This is a genomic window from Flavobacterium sp. (assembly GCF_031381455.1).
GTDB lineage: Bacteria > Bacteroidota > Bacteroidia > Flavobacteriales > Flavobacteriaceae > Flavobacterium.
Genome location: NZ_JANMXZ010000047.1, coordinates 1 through 23,716 on the forward strand (window position 1 = coordinate 1; position 23,716 = coordinate 23,716).

Below are 23,716 nucleotides of genomic sequence, written 5' to 3' on the forward strand. Positions count from 1 at the left end.
TCTATTTTTTTGGCATAAGCGGCATAATCGTATTGGGCAATATTAGCAAAATAACTCGCGTGCATCAGTGACGCCTCACTATCTTCAATTTTTAAAATTCCAGCCGGATTCCAATAGCCCGAATTGACATTGCTTGTAAAAGCGGTTACTGCATTTGACATTCCCAAAGCCGCAGCATCCACGCCAATATTCATAAACTCGTTAGAGTATTTTCTAACGGCTTGAGCATGAGTAATTAGGCTAACTAAAAGCAGTGCAATAGCAATCGTTTTTTTCAAGGCAATTTTTCTTTTTACAAATATCAAATAAAAAACTCTAATATAAAACGTAGAAAGGGTTAACTTATTGTATTAAATTTGTAATTCTTTTAAAATATTAAACGATTTAAGATGAATATTAAAGCACAGATTCCTAACTTATTTACAATGCTTAATCTGTTTTGCGGTTGTTTGGCTGTGGTAATGGTAGCAGAATATAAATTTGATTGGGCATTTTACTTTGTATGCTTTGGAATTTTCTTTGATTTTTTTGATGGTTTCTTTGCTAGAAAATTTGGCGTTTCCGGACCGCTTGGGGTCCAATTGGATTCTTTGGCAGATATGGTTACCAGTGGAGTTGTGCCTGGATTTGTTATGTATAAATTGATGCAGGATTCTGATGCTTTTGGGACTGAAAGTTACTTGCCTTTTATAGGTTTTATTATCACACTCGGAGCTTGCTATCGTTTAGCTAAATTTAATATTGATGAAAGACAATCAGATTCTTTTATAGGTTTGCCAACTCCAGCTAACGCTTTGTTTTTTACGAGTTTGCCATTGATTAACATGGCGTTTTATGATGATAATTTTTCGCGAGTAATTTATAATAAATGGATTTTAATTGGATTAACACTTTTGAGCGCTTATATAATGAACGCCGAAATTCCTTTATTCTCATTAAAAATTAAAAATTTCAGTTTTGCTAAATATAAATTGCAGATATTCTTTTTGTTATTTTCAGTTGTGTTGCTGATTTTCCTTCAAATACTGGCGGTGCCGCTGATAATTATAGTCTATGTTTTACTATCGGTATTCAATAATATAATTGCAAAAAAAGCTTCTGTATAGAAATCTAATCCTCACTTAACTTTCAACTATAAAAGAATTACCGCAGATTCGCAGATTTTTTTAAATAATCTGCGAATCTGCGGTAAAAATTTGCTGAAAATAGTTTATTTAAAATCTAACTTCTTTTTACGAAGTTCGAAGTTTTGTCCGAGATATACTCTTCTCACCATTTCGTCTTCTACCAACTCTTCCGGAATTCCAGCTTTTAGAATTCCACCTTCAAACATTAAGTATGTTTTATCTGTAATAGCCAAAGTTTCCTGAACGTTGTGGTCGGTAATTAAGATTCCGATGTTTTTGTTTTTTAATTGCGCAACAATTCGCTGAATATCCTCAACTGCCACTGGGTCAACGCCTGCAAAAGGCTCGTCAAGAAGAATAAATTTTGGGTCGGTTGCCAAAGCTCTCGCGATTTCGGTTCTTCTTCTTTCACCACCAGAAAGTAAATCGCCACGATTGGTTCTGATATGCTCTAATCCAAACTCGGCTATAAGGCTTTCCATTTTGGCAATTTGCTCTTCTTTGGTATGTTTGGTTAATTGTAAAACACTCAAAATATTATCCTCAATACTCAATTTTCTGAAAACGGAAGCTTCTTGTGCCAAATAACCAATTCCGTGTTGGGCACGTTTGTACATTGGAAAGTCCGTGATATTCATGTCATCCAAATAGATATTACCTGAATTTGGTTTAACCAATCCAACAATCATATAGAACGAAGTTGTTTTTCCGGCACCATTCGGACCTAAAAGCCCCACGATTTCACCTTGATTTACTTCAACAGAAATGCCTTTTACGACACTTCTGCCTTTGTAGGTTTTGACTAAATTTTCAGCTCTTAACTTCATGTTTGAGGTTCTAAGGTTCTAAGTAACTAAGGTGCTAAGTTTTATTAAATGCAAATAAACAAAATCCATTTGCTTGATTTATGGTTTTAACTCTAATTTTGGAAAACTTCCATCTTCTAACTTCCCGCTTCCAACGCTTCCCAAAACTCATAAGCTCTTCTCAAGTGTGGAATTACAATTGTTCCTCCAACTAAAGTAGCAATTCCCATGGCTTCCATCATTTCTTCTTTGGTGATGCCTTCTTTATAACTTGTCTCCAAATGGTATTTGATACAATCGTCACAACGCAAAACTGTTGAAGCCACCAATCCGAGAAGTTCTTTTGTCTTTACATCCAATGCACCTTCTGCATAAGCATTGGTGTCCAGATTGAAAATTCGTTTTACAATTTTGTTATTGTCAGCCAATAATTTCTCGTTCATTTTAGAACGATAGTCATTAAATTCTTCAACTAGTTTGCTCATCTTTCTTTTTATTTTTTTCTACAATTGCTGAAATCCAGATACAGCCTTCATAAATTATAAACATGGGTACAGCAACGGTTATTTGACTAACAACATCTGGTGGGGTAACGATTGCTGCAATAATCAATATGATTACAATAGACCATTTTCTGTACTTTCTTAAGAAACTCGGACCTACTAATCCTAATTTGGTCAAGAAATAAATGATGATTGGTAATTCAAAATATAAACCACTGGCAATGACAGCCGTCTTAACCATGCTAACATAAGAATCAATACTAAATTGATTTTTCACAACGCTGCTTATGGAGAATGTTGCTAGGAAATTTACCGACATTGGAACGATTACGAAATAACCAAAAAGCACACCCAAAAAGAATAGTATGGAAGCCACAAAAATGAAAAGTTTGGCGCTCTTTCTTTCTTTTTCATATAAGGCCGGACTAATAAATTTCCAGAATTCCCATAGAATATAAGGGAAAGCCAAAATAAAACCAGCGGTTATACAAATCCAAACAAAAATATTTACCTGACCTTCCATTTGAGTATTCTGAATAATGAAATTTAGTTCGGTAATACAAATGCTATCAGCAAAACCAAGGTAATGCGAAGCGTCACAAAAAAAACGATAGGTTATAAAACTTGGGTCTGTTGGGCCAAAAATTAACTCGGAAAAAATATAATCTGCAAAAAAATAGGACACAGTTGCCATGATGACAACGGCTGCGGAGCTTCTTACTAACAACCATCTTAATTCTTCAAGATGATCTAAGAATGACATTTCATTGAGTTGTTTCTTTGCCATTATACGATTCCTTCTTTTAAAATGTCATGTAAATGAATTACACCTTTATAATCACCATTATCAACAACGACTAATTGCGTAATCGAAAAATCTTCAAGAATATTCAAGGCATCACTAACCATATCATTTGATTTTATTGTTTTTGGATTTTTGGTCATTATCTCTTGTGCTGTTAATCCTGAAATATTTTCAGTTTTATTCAGCATTCTTCTGATGTCACCATCCGTTATAATTCCAATAACGTTATTATTTTCAATAACAGCGGTAACTCCTAATCGTTTTTCAGATATTTCAACGATGACATTTTTAATGGTTGAGTTTGGAGCAACCATTGGTTTATGAGTGTTATCTAGCATATCGCCAACACGTAGTAATAGTTTTTTGCCTAAAGCACCACCAGGATGGTATTTGGCAAAATCTTCTGCAGTAAAGTTTTTCATTTCCATCAAACAAACGGCAATGGCATCACCCATAACCAACTGCGCTGTGGTGCTATTTGTTGGGGCTAGATTAATAGGACAAGCTTCTGTTTCGACATAAGTATTCAAAACAAAATCGGCTTCTTTTCCTAAAAAGGAGGTTGTATTTCCTGTGATGGCAATCAGTTTGTTTCCGAATCGTTTTAGCAACGGAACCAAAACCTTAATCTCAGGACTGTTGCCGCTTTTTGAAATACAAATCACCACGTCGCCAGGTTGTACCATACCTAAATCGCCGTGAATGGCTTCTGAAGCATGAAGAAAAAGGGAAGGAGTTCCAGTTGAGTTTAATGTCGCCACAATCTTTTGGGCTATGATGGCACTTTTACCAATTCCGGTTACAACTAAACGACCTTTTGAGTTGTAAATGATTTCAAGTGCATTTACAAAATTGTCATCTAAAAAATCGGTTAACTTGGCAATAGATTCACTTTCAGATAAAATTGTCTTTTTGGCAGAAGCAAGAATGTTTTCTTTTTTTATCAAAATTGTAACAATATAAAATTTGTATGTAATAAAGAAAGTCGTATCTTTATGTTTGCAAATTTATGTAAAATACCTTTAACAAAGAATGAATTTAAACGAAATTGACATTCATAAAGAATTAAAAAAATATTTTGGTTTTAACCAATTTAAAGGATTACAAGAACAAGTTATAAAAAGCATTATTACTCAAAATAATACTTTTGTTATAATGCCCACAGGTGGCGGAAAGTCATTATGTTACCAGTTGCCCGCTTTGATTCAAGAAGGAACCGCTATTGTGGTTTCGCCGCTTATTGCTTTAATGAAAAATCAAGTAGATGCTATTCGAAGTTTGTCTTCGGAAAATGGTATTGCTCATGTGTTGAATTCCTCACTTACCAAAACAGAAATAAATCAAGTTAAAAAAGATATTACCTCCGGAATTACCAAATTATTATACGTAGCACCTGAATCATTAACCAAAGAAGAATACGTTGAGTTTCTTCAAAATGTAACCATCTCTTTTGTAGCCATAGATGAAGCGCATTGTATTTCAGAATGGGGACACGATTTTAGACCAGAATATCGAAATTTAAAAGCCATTATCAAACTAATTGGCGATGTTCCGGTTATTGGTTTGACCGCAACGGCTACCCCAAAAGTGCAGGAAGATATTCTTAAGAATTTGGATATGTCTGATGCTACCACTTTTAAAGCATCATTCAATCGTCCAAATTTATTTTATGAAGTACGTACCAAAACAAAAAATATAGAGTCTGATATTATTCGTTTTATAAAACAGCATAAAGGAAAATCAGGGATTATATATTGTTTGAGTCGGAAGAAAGTAGAAGAAATAGCCGGAGTTTTACAAGTTAACGGAATTTCTGCTGTGCCATACCACGCAGGTTTGGATGCTAAAACAAGAGCCAAACATCAAGACATGTTTCTGATGGAAGATGTTGATGTGGTTGTTGCCACCATCGCATTCGGAATGGGAATCGATAAACCGGACGTTCGTTTTGTAATTCACCATGATATTCCAAAATCACTGGAAAGTTATTATCAGGAAACAGGTCGTGGCGGTCGGGATGGAGGTGAAGGTCATTGCTTAGCTTACTATTCTTATAAAGATGTCGAAAAATTGGAAAAATTCATGTCGGGTAAACCGGTTGCTGAACAGGAAATTGGATTTGCCTTGTTGCAGGAAGTTGTAGCTTACGCAGAAACTTCGATGTCGAGGCGTAAATTCTTATTGCATTATTTCGGTGAAGAATTTGATAGCGAAACGGGAGAAGGTGCCGATATGGATGACAATGTCCGCAATCCGAAAACAAAAATTGAAGCACAAGATCAAGTGAAGTTGCTTTTAGAAATTGTTAGAGACACTAAGTATTTATACAAATCAAAGGAAATTTGTTTTACACTTATCGGAAGAGTTAACGCGATGATTAAGGCACACAGAACCGATACACAATCTTTTTTTGGGAAAGGCGGCAAATTTGAAGAACGCTATTGGATGGCATTGATTCGACAAGTTCTGGTTGCTGGTCTTTTGACTAAAGATATTGAAACCTATGGTATTTTAAAAGTATCAGACAAAGGGCATGAGTTTATACAAAAACCAACATCGTTTATGATGTCGGAAGACCATGAATACAATGAAGCAGAAGATGATGCCATTGTAACAGCATCAAAAGTCGGAGGCACTGCTGATGAAGCTTTGATGGCGATGTTACGTGAGTTGCGTAAAAAAGTAGCTAAGAAGTTAGGTGTTCCTCCATTCGTAGTTTTTCAGGATCCATCGTTAGAAGATATGGCATTGAAATATCCAATTACCATTGATGAATTGACAAACACTCACGGAGTTGGTGAGGGAAAAGCAAAAAAATACGGAAAAGATTTTGTTGATTTAATTGCTAGATATGTTGAAGATAACGAAATCATTCGCCCAGATGATTTAGTTGTAAAATCAACAGGAGCAAATTCGGCTAATAAATTGTACATTATTCAGAATATTGACCGAAAATTATCGCTTGAAGATATAGCCAAAGCCAAAGGATTTACAATGGATAATTTGTTGAAAGAAATGGAACAAATCGTCTATTCCGGAACCAAATTAAACATCAGTTATTGGGTAAATGAAATCCTTGACGAAGACCAACAAGAAGAAATTCACGACTATTTTATGGATTCTGAATCTGATAAAATAGAAGATGCTTTAAAAGAGTTTGATGGCGATTACGATATCGAAGAATTACGTTTGATGCGAATAAAATTTATAAGCGAAGTGGCGAATTAAAAAAGTGTTCAGTGTTCAGTTTTTAGTGTTCAGTAATTGAACTGCCAACTGAACACTGATTACTGAACACTATAAATCTCCCCACGATGCGGTTTTAACGCATCTCTAACGGAAATCATATTCTCGTCTGTAACAACCATATAGGCAATGGCATGTAATTCATTTTTGATTTCAAAACCAGTACTATTTATCGGAAACTTTTCAATAGCAATGTATTCCTTCAAATGAATTTCATGATGTTCAGCAGTTTTAGCTGAAGCTTCTCCCCGAAAATCCCAAATTAATTTTATTTGTCGCATACTTTTTAAAACGGTAAAGTTACGAACTTTAGTAACTTTAAATCGAATAACCAGATAACCAAATCCACTTCAATTTCCTATTTTTGCCATTCAATTCAAACTATGCCACAAGAACTCCAACTTCAAGTTTCTCCAGAAATAGCAGCTAACGAAAGTTTGCTCAATGAACATGTGGCCCAATTAGTTCGTGTTTCAACAAAATTGGTTCATAAAGTTGTGATTCTAAAACGTTCTATAGACGCACGTCAAAAAGCTGTTAAAGTCAATCTTAAAGTTTCGGTTTATTTAATAGATGAAAAATATACAGCACAAAAAATTGAACTTCCTAATTATGAAAATGTTTCCAATAAGCAAGAAGTAATCATTGTTGGTGCTGGTCCGGCCGGACTTTTTGCAGCGTTGCAATTAATAGAATTGGGTTTAAAACCAATAGTTATCGAACGCGGAAAAGATGTTCGTGGTCGTCGTCGCGATTTGAAAGCCATCAATGTTGACCATGTTGTTAATGAAGATTCGAATTATTGTTTTGGCGAAGGCGGTGCCGGAACGTATTCTGACGGAAAATTATATACGCGTTCCAAAAAACGAGGCGATGTAGATAGAATTCTGCAGTTGCTAGTTGGTTTTGGTGCTACGCCCGATATTTTAGTCGAAGCGCATCCGCATATCGGAACCAATAAATTACCACAAATCATTCAGGACATTCGAGAGAAAATAATTGAATGTGGTGGAAAAGTTTTGTTCGAAACCCGTGTCACCGATTTCGTTATAAAAAATAATGAAATGCAAGGCGTGGTTACTCAAAATGGCGATACTATTTCTGCCAGTAAACTAATTTTAGCCACTGGACATTCCGCTCGTGATATCTTTGAGTTGTTAGACAGGAAAAAGATTTTTATTGAAGCCAAACCATTTGCGCTAGGCGTTCGTGCAGAACATCCACAGGAGTTGATTGATAGAATTCAATACAGTTGTGATTTTCGTGGCGACTATTTACCGCCAGCGCCTTATTCCATTGTAAAGCAGGTTAATGGTCGTGGAATGTATTCGTTTTGCATGTGTCCCGGTGGCGTAATTGCACCTTGTGCTACAAGTCCGGGCGAAGTCGTGACTAATGGTTGGTCACCTTCTAAACGTGATCAAGCAACCGCTAATTCTGGTATTGTTGTCGAATTAAAACTGGAAGATTTCAAACCCTTTGCCAAATTCGGAGCACTTTCCGGAATGGAATTTCAAAAAAGCATTGAACAAAAAGCATGGCATTTGGCTGGAGAGACTCAAAAAGTCCCCGCACAGCGAATGATTGATTTTACTCAAAATAAAGTTTCAGCATCCATACCAAAAACATCGTATGTTCCGGGAACGACTTCGGTTGAAATGGGACAGGTGTTTCCTGATTTTTTAACCCAAATAATGCGAGAAGGTTTTATCGAATTCGGAAAAGCAATTCGGGGTTATATGACCAATGATGCGATCCTTCATGCTCCTGAAAGCAGAACTTCTTCACCAGTTAGGATTCCACGTGATAATGAAACCTTAGACCATCCACAAATTAAAGGATTATATCCTTGTGGAGAAGGCGCTGGATTTGCAGGAGGCATTATTTCGGCAGCTATCGATGGAGAAAAATGTGCGTTGAAGATTGCTGAAAGTTTGAAAATAAGTTCACTTTAAATAGCATTATTTATTGATAGTATCATATAAATTATGAATTTTCAAAAGTACAACACCAAATACTATTGCCATTACTATCAGTAAAATATTCATTATTCCTTCGGTGCTAAATGACAGTTTGATTAAAATAGTTGAAATTATAAAGCCAGAATTTCTGATTACTCTATTAAATTTATCAGAATGTAAAAAGGAAAATAATAATAATAACACATCAACTAATATCAAAATTGTAAAAAAATCATCAAAAAATATTTTATTAATATCTTTAATCTCTGTTACAATCTTACTCATAGAAAATAAACTCTCATACAACCAGTGGCCAAGACTATAAATAGATAATACTAGTAGAATTGGAACTAAACACGTAGCGATTGTTTTTTTTAAGGTAATAAATTTTATTATTTCAGGATTTACTATTTCAGTCTCATTTGAACTACCTTCTTTAACAAGTCGATAAAAAACAAAAATTAGAAAGAATAAAATGAGTATGGCTACTAAGTCACTTGTAAATAAAACATCATTTTTGATAGAAAACCAATTTGTCGAAAATTCTAAATGTGATAAATCTTTAAAAATTCTTCTTATCACAATTAACGAAATTATTTCATATTGTTTACCAATATAAATCGAGGTTGATTTAGGTAAATAATACAATAATAAATAGACTTCATAAATAAGTACAAATGAAAAAGGAGTATAAATGGCTGAGATTGGATTGCGTAATAGTTCAGAATGACTAGTAATTTTTATTATATCTAAATTTACTAGGCAAATTAGCAATAAGTGTAGAAGGAAACTAATAATTGCTATGTAAACAGTAACTGTTTCACTCTTTTCTTTGACTTTTTCTGATAAAAAAAAGTTATAAAAATAGGATAACACTTTGTTTGATTTAGACATATTTATTTGTTTAACAAAATTATAAATAAATTAAACAGTTTATTTAAACTTTATTTCGTAAATTTACTTTAATATTGTTAATGAGAACATTAACAACTGTTAATACTTAACTTCAATAATCAAAATCCTTAACTATGTTTAACAAATTTAAAAAATCTGAACTTTTTATTTTAGTTGTTGTAATTGCTTTAATTTTTATATCAGAATATATTTATTTGGTAGAAGAAAATTTTAAAAAAGCTGTATTTATTGGTCTATGGCCACCTACAATTGTTGGGTTATTAATTTTCTTTAATTTAAAATTAAAAAAATAGATGAAAAATTTAGATATACTACTATTTACTGGCATTGTGCTAATTTGTTTTATAAGTTTTTTTGTATCTACTTTTAAAGCCTTTGAAAAGAGTTCTATTGATAATGATACTTTGACAAAAAAGAGAGGAATAATATCTCGACTATTAGCTTATTTAGAAAGCTTAGTTTCGGAATAAAGTCCGAAGTTTATAAGCATTTTATTTCATTAATTTCAATTACAACGTTTTAGTTAATTTCTTTTTATAAAAGCCTGTCGGTGGTTTTTATAGAAATGTTATTTTTATAAAAAATAAACTTTTATGAATACTATTCCAACAGAATTTCAGATTACGAATTTACTTCACCAAGATACTTATCTCGTTGACGGTAAACTAAAAAAATGGACAGGAGAAACCTCTGAAGTTTATTCTACTATTTCGGCAACCGAAAACTACGCACCAACATTATTAGGTTCTATTCCAACCATGAGTGAAGCTGCCGCTGATGAAGTTGTAAAATCGGCTGTTGCTGCTTATGACAACGGACAAGGATTGTGGCCAACGATGAAAGTTAGTGACCGCATCAAATGCATGGAAAATTTTGTTACTCAAATGAAAGTTACCCGAAGCGAAGTAGTCAAATATTTGATGTGGGAAATCGGAAAATCGTTAGGCGATTCGGAAAAGGAATTTGATAGAACCGTCGAATACATTTATGACACGATCGAAGACTATAAAGAATTAGACAGAAACAATGCGCGATTTACCAAAAGCCAAGGCGTTAATGCCATGGTTCGTCGTGGACCATTAGGAGTTGTGTTGTGTCTTGGTCCTTATAATTATCCGTTGAATGAAACTTTTTCATTGTTAATTCCCGCTATCATAATGGGGAATACGGTGATTTTTAAACCGGCAAAACATGGTGTTTTATTGATTTCACCATTGCTTGAAGCATTTAGAAGCAGTTTTCCTAAAGGCGTTATCAATATTGTTTACGGAAGAGGAAGAGAAGTGGCTTCACCAATTATGAAATCGGGAAAAGTTGATATTCTGGCATTAATCGGAAATAGTAAATCGGCAATTGCTTTGCAGGATTTACATCCCAATAAAAACCGTTTGCGTCTGATTTTAGGATTGGAAGCGAAAAACCCAGCAATTATTCTTCCGGATGCCGATTTAGATTTGGCCATTCAAGAATGTATTACGGGAACTTTGTCTTTCAATGGACAACGTTGTACTGCGCTGAAAATTCTCTATGTTCATGAATCAATTGTGGTTGAATTTAACCGAAGATTTACTGAAAAAGTAGATGCACTTCCTTTTGGAAATCCATGGGAGAAAGGCGTTTCATTAACGCCGTTACCCGAAAAAGATAAACCTGATTATATTCAGGAATTAATTGATGACGCTAAAAGTAAAGGCGCTAAAGTTATTAATGCAAAAGGTGGAGAACACACCGAAAACTTTATTTTTCCAGCTGTTTTGTTTCCGATAAATAAAAATATGCGTGTGTATCATGAAGAACAATTTGGACCTGTGATTCCGATTATAACTTTTAAGGACATTCAGGAACCGTTGAACGACATGGCCGAATCTAATTATGGACAGCAAGTGAGTTTGTTTGGAAAAGATATTAAAACCATTGCGCCGCTTATTGACACTTTGGTGAATTTGGTTTGTCGGGTGAATTTAAACAGTTCTTGTCAACGTGGTCCGGATGTTTATCCGTTTACGGGAAGAAAAGATTCGGCTGTGGGTACGTTGAGTATTCATGATGCCTTGCGTTCGTTCTCTATTCGAACCTTTGTGGCGTCTAAAGACAATGCGTATAACAACGAAATCTTGCAAGCGTTACTGAACAGTAAGGAATCTAATTTTATCAATACAGATTATATTTTATAACCAAAAAATCCCGAGGAATCGGGATTTTTTATGTAACTTATTTCTTTGAAACCGCTTCCTCATAGCGTTCGGAAACTTTTTTCCAATTGATTATTTTGAAGAAGTTGTCAATATATCTTTTTCGTTTATATTGATAATCTAAATAGTAGGCGTGTTCCCAAACATCAAGATTTAAAATTGGTGTGCCCGAAACAATTTGTTTTGGCATCAAAGGATTGTCTTGATTTGGTGTGCTAGTAACTACCAATTTACCTGTTTTATCAACTACCAACCAAGCCCAACCAGAACCGAACTGTTTGTCAGCAGCATCTGAAAATTGTGTTTTAAAGACTTCAAATGAACCAAAATCTCTAGTTATAAGTGTCGCTAAGGTGTCTTTAGGTTGTCCACCAGATTTAGGTGCCATATCTTCCCAAAACAAGCTGTGATTGTAATAACCACCAGCATTGTTTTTTAAATCCGCATTGCTACCATCACATTTTTTTAAGATGTCTTCAATGCTTAAGTCGGTTAATGTTGGATCTTCAGCTACTAATTTATTTAGGTTATTTGTATAGGTCAAATAATGTTTGGAATAATGCATTTCCATCGTAAGTATATCAATACTTGGTGAAAGCGCATTGTATTCGTATGGTAATTTTACTAATGAGAATTGTCCATCAATAGCACTTACGTCATCAGGTTGTCCAATAGTGATTTTTTCTTTGGCTGATGGTAATGGAACTTCAACAACTTCGGTAAGTTTTTTTCTTTTGCATGATGGGAGCAATAGAATAAAAGAAAAGCATAAAACAATTGAAAGAATCCTTCTCATAATCTATTTTTTATCATTGGCAATTGCATGAATTGCTTCTATATATAATTCTTTGGCTTCGTCAATTGACAAATGGCTAATTTGCATCCAGGCATTAGTTTTAAAAGCATTTCGCAAGTCAAAATCGGAAGAATAATTATAACTTATGGTACCAAAAGTTGATTGCTTATAATAAGCATACAATCGCAATTGCACATCTTGCGGAAGCTCAGATTGTGACATTTTTGAAGCAATTTCTACTGCTTCTTGAAATCGAATATCTAATTCTTTTTCAGCCATTTCAGTTTATTCTTTTATTGCAATAACCGTTTGGTTTCCGATAGCATTTTGCTGAAGTTTCACTTCTACTTTTGTTCCTAACGGGAAATACATATCGACTCTTGAACCAAATTTGATAAATCCTGCATCATCGCCTTGACGAACCTGCATTCCTTCTTCGGCGTAATTAACTATTCTGCGAGCCAAAGCACCAGCAATTTGACGATAAAGTATTTCACCAAAAACGCTGTTTTCAATAACAACGGTAGTTCTTTCATTTTCGGTACTTGCTTTTGGATGCCAGGCAACCAAATATTTTCCAGGATGGTATTTACTGTATTTTACTTTTCCACTAACGGCATAACGCGTAACATGCACATTTATAGGCGACATAAAAATGGAAACCTGTAAACGTTTGTCTTTGAAATATTCTTCTTCAAATACTTCTTCAATAACGACAACTTTTCCATCAACTGGAGCAAGAACGACTTTATCGTTTGCTTCTATTTTTCTGTTTGGGTTTCTGAAAAATTGTAAAATCAGTATTAGAAAAGCCAAAGCTGCAATTTGAATGGTTTTTTCTAACCATAATATAGAGGTCAACTTTGGTGCAAACAGTGTAATGATTACAGTTACTGTAGTTGCTATTAAAATAATTTTTCCGCCTTCTTTATGAAACATAATATAAGATTTGATAAAACAAATAAACAAATGGTGCTACAAATATAATACTATCCAACCGATCTAGAATACCACCGTGACCAGGCATTATGTTTCCGCTGTCTTTTACACCTGCAATTCTTTTAAATTTTGATTCTATTAAGTCGCCTAAAGTACTGAATATACCAATGATTACAGCACTTATTGTCCAAATAACTATTGAAGTATTTAGATAATTTGGCTTGGGTTGAAAATAAAATTTCGAAATTAAAATCCCAGCAATTATAGAAAATACGATTCCACCAATAAATCCTTCAATGGTTTTTTTTGGAGATATTCTTTCGATTAGTTTGTGTTTCCCGATTGATTTTCCAACGATATACGCAAAAGTATCATTCGTCCAAATCAGAATAAAAATACTGATAATTATTTTGGGTCTGTAAATGTTATAGGAAAACGGAATTTTTGTAATTATGATGAACGGAAGAATAACGTAGCCAATCAAGTATATGTATTTTGAAAGCGTATCGAATTTTTCTTTTTTTGAATTAAAAAGGAGCAGTAAGCATTTTATAGAAACAAACAGTGTTGCGATTAAAAGTAAAACATCATTTGTCTGATTGGTCCTAAATCGGGTGGCTAAACAATAGGCTGCAGTACCTAAAAGAATTGGTGCTATTTTGTTTAAGTGAATTAACTGGCAAAATTCATAAACAGCAATTATCATAAAAATTCCGAATAGCAGATAAAAACTATTGACAGAATAGGAAGTAGCGATTAAAAGCAGCGCAACATAAACTACACCGGATAATAATCTCTTTAGCGATTCGTTCATCTTATAAATCTTCTAGAAGCAGCAGATACAAGTTTTTTGCACTGCTTCCATATTGAAGAAAGTCTTCGTCTTTTGCTTTCTCGAAATATTTTATAGTGGTAATATTTGTTGGATAGTCTTTTTCATATTTCTTTTTAATCACTCGAAGACCATCGCTTTTTGCTTCTAAAATTTGACTGGTTGTAGCTAAAATTATGATGTTGCTTGGCAAATCATTTGGTTTGTTTTGCTTAATTTGATTGGATGAAAAAAGCACTGAACCTTCATCGGCAATCAAATTCTCACAACTGGCAAACAAAAACTTTGGACTAGCTGGTTTATCGTATTGCAGTTTGTTTTCGTCCAACATGCTATAAAGTTTAGGCTCATAGCATAGGGCTTCACACTCGAACCAATCATTTTCTTCTAAAATATTCAGAAACTGATCTTTTACTTCGTTTAAGTTTTCACAATATAAAAACTTACCGCCATTTTTTTTAAAGTTATAGGTAAACTTTTCATCTACGGGAAGTAATGAAAAGCTAGAAGGAGTATTGTTGAATTCGCTTTGACTTTCTTCGTCAGAGGCATCATTACCGGTGCCAAAAATTTTTCTGAAAAGACTCATGCTTGTTTTGGTATAATCTAGGTTTAAAATTGAAATCCTCCAAAGATAAAAAAATCTTAATTCAAAAGTAAGTTTTGAATTAAGATTTTAAAAAAATGTTAAAAACGGTACTGATTATACTATATCGGTTTCCTCTGCCGGAATATTGAAAAGTCTTTTTCCAAAAATAGTTTCCAAATCGTCTTTGAAAATCACTTCTTTCTCTATTAAGATGGCAGCAAGCTGCTCCAATTTATCTTTGTTATCCTCCAAGATTTTTATGGCTCTTTGATATTCATTTTCAATCAGCAATGAAATCTCTTTATCAATTGTCATAGCGGTATCTTCTGAGTAGGGTTTTGAAAAACTATATTCGCTTTGTCCAGTTGAATCGTAATAAGTAATGTTACCTAATTTTTCGTTCAGACCATAAATGGTAACCATAGCTCGTGCTTGTTTGGTTACTTTTTCTAAATCGCTTAAAGCACCGGTTGAAATTTTATTGAAGATAACTTTTTCTGCGGCTCTTCCTCCCATAGTAGCACACATTTCATCAAGCATTTGCTCCGGACGAACAATTAATCTTTCTTCTGGTAAATACCAAGCAGCACCTAAACTTTGTCCCCTTGGAACAATAGTCACTTTTATTAAAGGAGCAGCATGTTCGAGCATCCAACTTACGGTTGCGTGACCCGCTTCGTGAACGGCAATAGCGTGTTTTTCTTCGGTGGTTACGATTTTATTTTTCTTTTCTAATCCACCAACAATTCGGTCAACGGCATCTAAAAAGTCTTGTTTATCAACCGCAGTTTTATTATTTCTAGCTGCAATTAAGGCTGCTTCGTTACATACGTTAGCAATATCTGCACCCGAAAAACCTGGAGTTTGTTTGGCTAAAAATTCGGTATCCAAACCTTCTACTTTTTTAAGCGGAGCCAAGTGTACTTCAAAGATTTCTTTTCTTTCTCTGATGTCCGGTAAGTCAACATAAATTTGTCTGTCAAAACGTCCTGCACGCATCAAAGCTTTGTCTAAAACATCGGCTCTGTTGGTTGCTGCGATCACAATTACGTGTGTATTGGTCCCAAAACCATCCATTTCTGTAAGCAATTGATTCAATGTATTTTCGCGTTCATCATTACCGCCCGACATATTGTTTTTTCCTCTTGCTCTACCAACAGCATCAATTTCATCAATAAAGATTATGGATGGCGCTTTATCTTTGGCTTGTTTGAATAAATCTCTAACACGGGAAGCACCAACTCCAACAAACATTTCAACAAAATCGGAACCCGATAAAGAGAAAAAAGGAACTTTAGCTTCACCGGCAACGGCTTTTGCTAATAATGTTTTTCCGGTTCCAGGAGGACCAACTAAGAGTGCGCCTTTTGGAATTTTACCACCCAAAATGGTATACTTTTCAGGAGTCTTAAGAAATTCTACAATTTCCTGTATCTCTTCTTTAGCTCCTTCTAATCCGGCAACGTCTTTAAAAGTGGTTTTAACTTCTGTTTTTTCATCAAAAAGCTTAGCTCTCGATTTTCCAATATTGAAGATTTGTCCGCCACCACCACCAGCACCGCCAGACATTCTGCGCATAATCAATACCCATAAACCAATGATGATAACAAAAGGTAATAAGGTCATTAAAAGTTCACCCCAATTGCTTTTGCCTTTGAAATCGAAATCTTTAATTTTTCCATCTGCCTTTGCCTTTTCAATATTGTTTTGAAAAACTTCATCGTTTCCTATATCGAAAGAGTAGTGTGGCCCTTTGTTTACACTGCCCATCATGTCTTTTGCTACTTTGACATTTGCCTTGTCTTTCAAAGCTTCTTTGGTTAAGTAAGCTTCACCTTCCGTTTTGTTGTAGATGATTACTTTTTCAATTTGCCCTTTGTTTAAATACTCATTGAATTTAGAGTACGATATTTTAGTAGTGTCTTGAAAACCAGAACCACCGAAGTAATTAAGTGCAATGAATCCGATAATTACTACTACGTAAATTAACCACGGACTTATTTTAAAATTATTAGGTTTTTTTTCGTTAGCCATTTTTTATGGTATGAACAATTTTTAATATTTATTTTGAATAGTAGTTATTTTGGCATCGCCCCAAAGCCCTTCTATGTTATAGAATTAGCGAATTTGATTTTGGAAAACATGAACTACAATGTTTACATAATCCATTAAAACCCATTCGGCATTATCCGTTCCTTCAACGTGCCAAGGTTTATCTTTTAATTCTTTAGAAACTAATTTTTGGATGGAGTTAACAATCGCGTTAACTTGTGTATTCGAACTTCCATTACAGATTATGAAATAATCACAAACTGCTGTATCAATGGCTCTCAAATCGAGGATGTCAATATCATTTCCTTTTACTTCTTCTATGCCTTTTATGATGTTCGCCAAAAGAACATCTGTGTTAACCGTTTTCTTCGTCATTTATATTATATATGTTTTGCAAATGTATTACTTTTTGTCTTTATTTTTGCTGAACAAAAGTTATAAATTCATTAATATTTACCTTTCTGATATGCCTTTAATCAAACTCGATGCCATAGATTCGACGAATGACTTTTTAAAGCAATTGTTTAAAGAATCTGCAGTCGAAGATTATACTATTGTACTGGCCAACGAACAAACCAAAGGCAAAGGGCAAATGGGAGCAAAATGGATTTCTGAACCAGGTAAAAACCTTACTATGAGTATTTTGGTTAAACATGTCCATTTCAAAAATCAAAACATATACGATTTTAATATTACAGTCGCACTGTCAGTAATAAAGGTTTTAAAGAATATTCAAATACCAAATGTTGCCATAAAGTGGCCCAACGACATTATGGCAGATTCTAAAAAAGTGGCAGGAATTCTCATTGAAAACATCGTAAAAACGGAAGGCTGTTTTACCGCAATTGTTGGTATTGGATTAAATTTAAACCAAACCAATTTTGAAAACCTTCCTCAAGCCAGTTCTTTAAAGTGCATTACAGGTAAGACTTATGAACTTGAAGAAATTGCCCTACTTTTAAAAGATTCTTTGGAAGCAAATAGACTAACTTTAAATCAAGATGCTGATTTGCTTTGGTCAGCATATCATGAAAATTTATACAAAAAGGATTATCCATCGCCTTTTGAAGATAAAAATGGTAATCGATTTATGGGCATAATCAAAAAAGTTACCCGCGATGGAAAACTTGAGGTTTTGCTAAATGATGACAGCCTAACCCATTTTGAAGTTAAAGAGGTGAAAATGCTCTATTGATATGGGTTACTCCCTTTTTTTAAAATCTTTTTATTAAATATTGAAAATTAGCAGAAATAGATTAGCATTGATAATTTGATTTTAATTATTTTTGTGCCACAATTTGCTCAATTACTATCAGCTTTTCATCTAAACAAACATATAATAATGAACATACACGAATATCAAGGTAAAGAAATTTTAGCCAGCTATGGCGTTCGCGTTCAGCGCGGTATTGTTGCTAATAGTCCGATTGAAGCCGTGGCTGCTGCAAAACAATTGACGGCTGAAACAGGAACTGGCTGGCACGTTATCAAAGCACAAATTCACGCTGGTGGAAGAGGTAAAGGCGGTGGCGTAAAATTGGCAAAAAACTTGCAACAGGTTGAAGAAATAGCAGAACAAATTATTGGAATGATGTTAAAAACACCTCAGACTCCACCGGAAGGAAAGCGAGTGCACAAAGTTTTGATTGCTGAAGATGTTTATTATCCAGGAGAAAGTGAAACCAAAGAGTTTTATGTGTCTGTTCTTTTGAACAGAGCAAAAGCAAGAAACATGATTATGTATTCTACTGAAGGTGGAATGGATATCGAAGAAGTTGCGGAACATACACCACATTTAATCTTTACAGAAGAAATCGATCCATCGGTTGGATTACAAGGTTTTCAAGCACGTAGAATTGCTTTCAATCTTGGACTTTCAGGAAACGCTTTCAAAGAAATGGTAAAGTTTGTTGACTCATTATACAACGCTTATGTAGGTTCTGATGCTTCCATGTTTGAAATTAATCCAGTTTTAAAAACGTCGGATAATAAAATTATGGCTGTTGATGCCAAAGTAAATATTGATGACAATTCCTTGTATCGTCAAGCAAAATATGCTGATATGCGTGACATTCGTGAAGAAAATCCAATTGAAGTGGAAGCCAAAGAAGTCGGTCTAAACTATGTTGACCTTGACGGAACTGTTGGCTGTATGGTTAATGGTGCCGGATTAGCAATGGCAACAATGGATTTGATTAAATATGCAGGTTTTGAGCCGGCAAATTTCCTTGACGTTGGTGGAACTGCTGATGCAAAACGTGTCGAAACTGCGTTTAGAATTATCTTAAAAGATCCAAACGTAAAAGCAATTTTGATTAATATTTTTGGTGGAATTGTTCGTTGCGACCGAGTAGCTCAAGGTGTTGTTGATGCCTATAAAAACATGGGCGATGCTATAAAAGTGCCAATCATTGTGCGTCTTCAGGGAACCAATGCTGAAATCGCAAAAGAATTAATAGATAATTCAGGAATGCCAATTTTATCAGCAGTGCAATTCCAAGAAGCTGCTGACCAAGTTAAAGCTGCTTTATCCTAAGCATAAAATATAGTTTGAATTAAAATCCTGAGTTAAAGCTCGGGATTTTTTATTATTTTTCGACATTATTTCATACTTCACACAAATGAGTGCAATTAATTTTTTAACCAAAAGAATAAACATCGGTATCATTTTGATTTCATCTTTGATGATGCTTGTTGTTATTAATCTTCCTTTCAAAGCAAAACCTTTTGGTGATAAGGATTCTTTCTTTGATGAGGCTAAATCGATGGCTTTATTTTTAAAAGGAGAAGTGGGTTATGAGCAAGTAAAACTCACCAAAGCACCGGCGCCTGTCTTTATTTATGCCCCATCATTTATGTTTACTTCTGCTAATCCAATAGACATGGACTTATGGTATAGAGGTGTTGCCATAAATTTTATTTTAATAACAATAAGCTTGATGCTGATTTACAGGGCGGCCCGTAATTTATTTGATGAAAAAACAGCTTTGGTTTCTATCTTATTGCTGTTTTTATTCCCGATTCATTTTTATTATGTTTTGGGAATAACTGCAGAAATACCAGTTTTTTTTGCAGCTTCAGTTATTGCTTTTGCTTGGTCTAATGTTTATTCCGATCCCTTAAGGTTTTCTAATTGGTTGCTATTTGGATTTGGGTTGTGGTTGTTGATTATGTGCAGGCCAAATGCACTCTTAATCCTTGTATTGGGATTTTTGGTTTTAGGGTATTCATTTTTCAAAAGGAAAGACTTTCTGGTTACATTTGGCAAGAGGACATTTTATACTTTGATTCTTTGTGGATTGTCTTGCTTTGCAACCTTAAAGCTGGCTAGTAGAGTAAATGAAAATAAAAAAGTATATGACCAGGAAGGCTTGTTTTATTTCGTAGCACATCAGGGTAGATACCAGTTTCGGGAAGAGCCATTTGATTTTAGATTTTGGGATGACGATATCCGCCCCGATAGCAAGGATTATAAAAACTGGAAATTAAAGGCAAAAGATTTAGATATTTACAGAATAAAAACAGGCAAAACGAATTCGGAAGTTTATCGGGAATATTTGATTAATGATATTCTTGAACATCCGTTTACGACTACTAGACAATTTTTCATAAAATCTCTGTTCGGGCAGGTATATATAGTCAACAGTATATCGCCTCAAAACTTCCATTTAGGGCCACTTAAAGGGCCATTCTTGTATTGGGCATTTTTGTTTGTTGTCAACCTTATTAATATCCTCATTGTCATTGGAAGCCTAGTTTTTTTATTCAAAACAAAAGATTTATTAAAATATTGGCCGCTGTGGTCCATAACATTAGGACTCCTCCTTTTTCACGGAATGATGTACATGGAGCCACGCTATATGTTTCCTGCAAGAGTATCATTGTATTTGATGAGTGCGGCTGGATTATACAGTATAGGTTGGGTACGAAGAAAAATGAACTTTATTTCAAAGTTTGTTTTCCCTAATTAGTTATATTCTGTAGTGGAGTTTAAGCTTTATTAATTCTAAAGGAACTTTAAAATAATCACTCAGTTTTATTTTGGAACCTTTTACATCTTGCCATGTATTTAGGAATCTTTCCTGGGAGATCTCATTTATATCAATGTTTTTGTAGGTTTGAATAGTTCGGCAAAACAGCTCAATATCAAAAAACCATTTAGATACAAAAGGTTTGAAAAAAATGTCGTCAATTATTGTTGATCTGAAAAATTTGAAACCGCATTGTGTATCATAAACAGGTGTTTTTATTAGCCAGTTGCTTACTACAGTTGCGAAGATTCTGCCCAACAAATATCTAATAAATTTTCGCTCAATATTTCCACCAAGATGTTTTATCCTAGATCCAAATGCAATAAGTTTTTTGGGATTTTCGAATATTTTTATGGTTTCGTCAATTTCGAAAAGAGGTGTTGCTAAGTCAGCATCAATGAATCCAATTATATCAAACTTTCCAAGTAAGAACATATAATTCACACCTTTACGAACAGACTCTGCTTTACCCAAATTGTTTTCATTGTTAACAACATAAACTTGCTTTGGATACCTTATTGCAAATTGTTCCAATAATTCTAAAGTACCATCAGAACTTCCATCATTTACAAAGCAGAAAAAGTGATCTGAGTGTGATACAACATGTGTGTCGAAATTCCCAAGAGAAATTCTCTTTGCTTCATTATAGCAAGGAACAATGATACCGACTTTAAATTTACACTCCATTATGCATTAAAATTTTCCATAAGCAACACAGCTTACTCCCATGAGTTTATTTTTAGTCAGATGATTCGCGTCGAAACGGCATATCGAAAATAGAATTTTATTTAAAAGAGGGTGTGCCGCTTTCATCTCAGATTTTATTTCCGGATTTGGCAATAAATTCGATATTTTCCTCCCTAACCAAACCAATGGAAATAAAATTCCATAGAGGTAATAAATAGAGTTGGTTTTATAGTTGCTATCGGTTAAAACTTTTCTGAGTGAAGAAATAGTATATCGTCTGAAGTGGCATAGATATTCATCATGTACCGACCACAGGGATTTGAACGCAGGAACAGTTATAAAGAAATAATTCTGATTTACAGCATTTACCATAATTTCATTAAGCATTTTTTTGTCGTCTTCCAAATGTTCCAAAACATCCATCATGACCACTAAGGAATTGGAAATCACATTTGGAATCTTATTCTGTTTAATTAATCGAGTGTTTGCCGAACTTTTAATTTCGTCTGCAGTATATTCGGTATCAATCAAATAGCAACGATAAATTTTATAGGGAAAGGCTCTTAAAAGTTCTTCGGCAAAAAAACCTGTACCAGAGCCCACATCAATGATATCATATTGAATGTCATTTGGCAAACTTTCAAAGTAATTGAATAAAGGTATTTTTTTGCTTTGATAATACCAATGGGTATCTTGGTCAATACCACTGGGAATCTCTTTAATGTCCATATATGCTGCATAATTTATTAATCGCTGTAAATATAATATTTTTAGCATAAGATATTTATTTATGTTCCTAATACCATTAACTTATAATATTTATCAAATAATTAACGAAAAGGCTACCATAATTCTTTTTTATTTCATTTCTAATTCCTTAATTTTGTTGAATTGTTAAACAAATGACTTAATTCCCTTATTTATAACATGTCCAAAACAGCAATATTAGAATTTGATGGCAACAAATATGAGTTTCCGGTAATTGTAGGAAGCGAAAATGAGGCAGCCATTGATATTGAAAAACTACGTGCTTTAACAGGTGCAATAACTCTTGATCCAGGTTACAAAAATTCAGGTTCTTGTCAAAGTGAAATCACGTTCCTTGACGGAGAAGAAGGAATCCTCCGTTATCGTGGTTATGCAATAGAAGATTTAGCCGAAAAAGCAGATTTTCTTGAAGTTTCTTATTTGGTTATTTTCGGTGAATTACCAACTAAAAGTCAGCTCGCTCAATTTGAAACTGATATTAGAAAATATACTTTGGTAAACGAAGAAATGAAAAACATCATCGATGGGTTTCCAAAAACAGCTCACCCAATGGGCGTTCTGTCTTCGCTTACAAGCGCACTAACTGCATTTAATCCAAAAGTGGTTAATGTAGAAAACGAGAAAGAAATGTATGAAGCCGTTTGCAAAACTATGGGTAAATTCTTGGTGATTGCAACTTGGACGTATAGAAAAATGATGGGTTATCCTTTAAATTACTACGATAACACACAAGGATATGTTGAGAATTTTATGCAGTTAATGTTTAAATTACCTACTGAACCATATTCTTCAAATCCTGTAATTGTAGATGCATTAGATAAATTATTTATACTTCATGCTGACCACGAACAAAATTGTTCAACATCAACAGTAAGAATTGTTGGTTCCTCACATGCTGGTTTATTTGCATCCATTTCTGCCGGAGTTTCAGCTCTTTGGGGACCATTGCACGGCGGAGCCAACCAAGCTGTTTTAGAGATGTTGGAAGACATTCAAAAAGATGGTGGCGATGCTGATAAATATATGGCGAAAGCCAAAGATAAAGACGATCCATTCCGTTTGATGGGATTTGGACACCGAGTTTATAAAAACTTTGACCCAAGAGCCAGAATTATTAAAAAAGCAGCCGATGAAGTATTAAGCACACTTGGCGTTGACGATCCAATTTTAAATATCGCGAAGAAATTGGAAGAAGCAGCTTTGGTTGATGAATATTTTGTTTCCAGAAAATTATATCCAAATGTTGATTTTTACTCCGGAATTATATATAGAGCATTAGGAATTCCAACAGATATGTTTACCGTAATGTTCGCTATTGGTAGATTGCCAGGTTGGATTGCGCAATGGAAAGAAATGCGTACCAACAAAGAACCAATCGGAAGACCAAGACAAATATATATTGGTCATCCTTTAAGAGATTTTAAGACAATGGATAAAAGATAATTTCCCATTTACAATAAAAAAACT

Annotated in this window: 23 protein-coding genes and 2 pseudogenes; 9 read left to right on the forward strand and 16 right to left on the reverse strand. The window is 34.2% G+C overall.

Annotation, left to right across the window (positions count from 1 at the left end; genetic code table 11):
• Window positions 1-278, reverse strand: a pseudogene (locus RMN97_RS11685) (hypothetical protein); the annotation flags it as partial.
• Window positions 279-389: 111 nt separating this feature from the next.
• On the opposite strand from RMN97_RS11685, the gene pssA reads away from it, so the two are divergent.
• Complete coding sequence (gene pssA, locus RMN97_RS11690) at window positions 390-1,106, forward strand: CDP-diacylglycerol--serine O-phosphatidyltransferase (protein WP_309614703.1); 717 nt, start codon at window positions 390-392, stop codon at window positions 1,104-1,106.
• 104 nt (window positions 1,107-1,210) lie between these two features.
• Here the strand turns inward: pssA and lptB are convergent, their stop codons facing one another.
• The 4 genes from lptB to RMN97_RS11710 form a co-directional block, all read right to left on the reverse strand.
• On the reverse strand, window positions 1,211-1,954 hold the full coding sequence (gene lptB / locus RMN97_RS11695; RefSeq protein ID WP_309614704.1) for an LPS export ABC transporter ATP-binding protein: 744 nt from the start codon (window positions 1,952-1,954) through the stop codon (window positions 1,211-1,213).
• Window positions 1,955-2,070: 116 nt separating this feature from the next.
• Window positions 2,071-2,418, reverse strand: a complete 348-nt coding sequence (locus RMN97_RS11700; protein ID WP_236400026.1) for a carboxymuconolactone decarboxylase family protein — start codon at window positions 2,416-2,418, stop codon at window positions 2,071-2,073.
• Window positions 2,402-3,223, reverse strand: coding sequence for a twin-arginine translocase subunit TatC (gene tatC, locus RMN97_RS11705; RefSeq protein ID WP_309614705.1), 822 nt, complete (start codon window positions 3,221-3,223; stop codon window positions 2,402-2,404). The genes RMN97_RS11700 and tatC overlap by 17 nt, the downstream gene beginning before the upstream one ends.
• On the reverse strand, window positions 3,223-4,188 hold the full coding sequence (locus tag RMN97_RS11710) for a KpsF/GutQ family sugar-phosphate isomerase (protein ID WP_309614706.1): 966 nt from the start codon (window positions 4,186-4,188) through the stop codon (window positions 3,223-3,225). Before RMN97_RS11710 ends, tatC begins: the two co-directional genes overlap by 1 nt.
• An 85-nt stretch (window positions 4,189-4,273) precedes the next feature.
• On the opposite strand from RMN97_RS11710, the gene RMN97_RS11715 reads away from it, so the two are divergent.
• Window positions 4,274-6,469, forward strand: coding sequence for a RecQ family ATP-dependent DNA helicase (locus tag RMN97_RS11715; RefSeq protein ID WP_309614707.1), 2,196 nt, complete (start codon window positions 4,274-4,276; stop codon window positions 6,467-6,469).
• Window positions 6,470-6,528: 59 nt separating this feature from the next.
• Here RMN97_RS11715 and RMN97_RS11720 read toward each other — a convergent pair whose 3' ends face one another.
• Window positions 6,529-6,768 (reverse strand): hypothetical protein, encoded by a 240-nt coding sequence (locus RMN97_RS11720; protein ID WP_309614708.1) that lies wholly within the window; start codon window positions 6,766-6,768, stop codon window positions 6,529-6,531.
• 102 nt (window positions 6,769-6,870) lie between these two features.
• On the opposite strand from RMN97_RS11720, the gene RMN97_RS11725 reads away from it, so the two are divergent.
• Window positions 6,871-8,442 carry an FAD-dependent protein gene (locus RMN97_RS11725; protein WP_309614709.1) on the forward strand — a complete coding sequence of 524 codons (1,572 nt, stop codon included), beginning with the start codon at window positions 6,871-6,873 and terminating at the stop codon, window positions 8,440-8,442.
• A gap of 6 nt (window positions 8,443-8,448) precedes the next feature.
• Here the strand turns inward: RMN97_RS11725 and RMN97_RS11730 are convergent, their stop codons facing one another.
• Window positions 8,449-9,342 (reverse strand): hypothetical protein, encoded by an 894-nt coding sequence (locus RMN97_RS11730; protein ID WP_309614710.1) that lies wholly within the window; start codon window positions 9,340-9,342, stop codon window positions 8,449-8,451.
• A gap of 134 nt (window positions 9,343-9,476) precedes the next feature.
• Between RMN97_RS11730 and RMN97_RS11735 the strand changes: the two genes are divergently transcribed.
• Together RMN97_RS11735 and RMN97_RS11740 are read left to right on the forward strand one after the other, a co-directional pair.
• Window positions 9,477-9,656 (forward strand): hypothetical protein, encoded by a 180-nt coding sequence (locus tag RMN97_RS11735; protein WP_309614711.1) that lies wholly within the window; start codon window positions 9,477-9,479, stop codon window positions 9,654-9,656.
• Window positions 9,657-9,956: 300 nt separating this feature from the next.
• Window positions 9,957-11,537: an NADP-dependent glyceraldehyde-3-phosphate dehydrogenase gene (locus RMN97_RS11740; protein WP_309614712.1), complete on the forward strand. Its 1,581-nt coding sequence runs from the start codon at window positions 9,957-9,959 to the stop codon at window positions 11,535-11,537.
• 37 nt (window positions 11,538-11,574) lie between these two features.
• Here the strand turns inward: RMN97_RS11740 and RMN97_RS11745 are convergent, their stop codons facing one another.
• The 7 genes and pseudogenes from RMN97_RS11745 to rsfS all read right to left on the reverse strand — a co-directional run bounded on the left by RMN97_RS11745 (window position 11,575) and on the right by rsfS (window position 17,138).
• On the reverse strand, window positions 11,575-12,351 hold the full coding sequence (locus RMN97_RS11745; RefSeq protein WP_309614713.1) for a superoxide dismutase: 777 nt from the start codon (window positions 12,349-12,351) through the stop codon (window positions 11,575-11,577).
• A gap of 3 nt (window positions 12,352-12,354) precedes the next feature.
• Complete coding sequence (locus RMN97_RS11750) at window positions 12,355-12,630, reverse strand: acyl-CoA-binding protein (protein WP_309614714.1); 276 nt, start codon at window positions 12,628-12,630, stop codon at window positions 12,355-12,357.
• A gap of 6 nt (window positions 12,631-12,636) precedes the next feature.
• Window positions 12,637-13,290 carry a phosphatidylserine decarboxylase family protein gene (locus tag RMN97_RS11755; protein WP_309614715.1) on the reverse strand — a complete coding sequence of 218 codons (654 nt, stop codon included), beginning with the start codon at window positions 13,288-13,290 and terminating at the stop codon, window positions 12,637-12,639.
• Window positions 13,280-14,104 carry a phosphatidate cytidylyltransferase gene (locus RMN97_RS11760; protein ID WP_309614716.1) on the reverse strand — a complete coding sequence of 275 codons (825 nt, stop codon included), beginning with the start codon at window positions 14,102-14,104 and terminating at the stop codon, window positions 13,280-13,282. The genes RMN97_RS11755 and RMN97_RS11760 overlap by 11 nt, the downstream gene beginning before the upstream one ends.
• Window position 14,105: 1 nt before the next feature.
• Complete coding sequence (locus tag RMN97_RS11765) at window positions 14,106-14,711, reverse strand: LUD domain-containing protein (protein ID WP_309614717.1); 606 nt, start codon at window positions 14,709-14,711, stop codon at window positions 14,106-14,108.
• Window positions 14,712-14,825: 114 nt separating this feature from the next.
• Window positions 14,826-16,745 carry an ATP-dependent zinc metalloprotease FtsH gene (ftsH, locus tag RMN97_RS11770; RefSeq protein ID WP_309614718.1) on the reverse strand — a complete coding sequence of 640 codons (1,920 nt, stop codon included), beginning with the start codon at window positions 16,743-16,745 and terminating at the stop codon, window positions 14,826-14,828.
• 21 nt (window positions 16,746-16,766) lie between these two features.
• A pseudogene (gene rsfS / locus RMN97_RS11775) lies at window positions 16,767-17,138 on the reverse strand (ribosome silencing factor).
• Window positions 17,139-17,229: 91 nt separating this feature from the next.
• On the opposite strand from rsfS, the gene RMN97_RS11780 reads away from it, so the two are divergent.
• From RMN97_RS11780 to RMN97_RS11790, 3 genes are all read left to right on the forward strand, one after another.
• The gene (locus RMN97_RS11780; RefSeq protein ID WP_309614719.1) at window positions 17,230-17,958 is read left to right on the forward strand and encodes a biotin--[acetyl-CoA-carboxylase] ligase; all 729 of its coding nucleotides are present in this window, start codon (window positions 17,230-17,232) and stop codon (window positions 17,956-17,958) included.
• Between the two features lie 147 nt (window positions 17,959-18,105).
• The gene (sucC, locus tag RMN97_RS11785; protein WP_309614720.1) at window positions 18,106-19,299 is read left to right on the forward strand and encodes an ADP-forming succinate--CoA ligase subunit beta; all 1,194 of its coding nucleotides are present in this window, start codon (window positions 18,106-18,108) and stop codon (window positions 19,297-19,299) included.
• A gap of 85 nt (window positions 19,300-19,384) precedes the next feature.
• Window positions 19,385-20,734 (forward strand): glycosyltransferase family 39 protein, encoded by a 1,350-nt coding sequence (locus RMN97_RS11790; RefSeq protein WP_309614721.1) that lies wholly within the window; start codon window positions 19,385-19,387, stop codon window positions 20,732-20,734.
• Here the strand turns inward: RMN97_RS11790 and RMN97_RS11795 are convergent, their stop codons facing one another.
• Together RMN97_RS11795 and RMN97_RS11800 are read right to left on the reverse strand one after the other, a co-directional pair.
• On the reverse strand, window positions 20,735-21,481 hold the full coding sequence (locus RMN97_RS11795) for a glycosyltransferase (protein ID WP_309614722.1): 747 nt from the start codon (window positions 21,479-21,481) through the stop codon (window positions 20,735-20,737).
• Between the two features lie 6 nt (window positions 21,482-21,487).
• Window positions 21,488-22,258 (reverse strand): hypothetical protein, encoded by a 771-nt coding sequence (locus RMN97_RS11800; protein WP_309614723.1) that lies wholly within the window; start codon window positions 22,256-22,258, stop codon window positions 21,488-21,490.
• Window positions 22,259-22,408: 150 nt separating this feature from the next.
• Here RMN97_RS11800 and RMN97_RS11805 point away from each other — a divergent pair, with 150 nt between their 5' ends.
• Complete coding sequence (locus RMN97_RS11805) at window positions 22,409-23,692, forward strand: citrate synthase (RefSeq protein WP_309614724.1); 1,284 nt, start codon at window positions 22,409-22,411, stop codon at window positions 23,690-23,692.
• Window positions 23,693-23,716 lie beyond the last annotated feature (24 nt).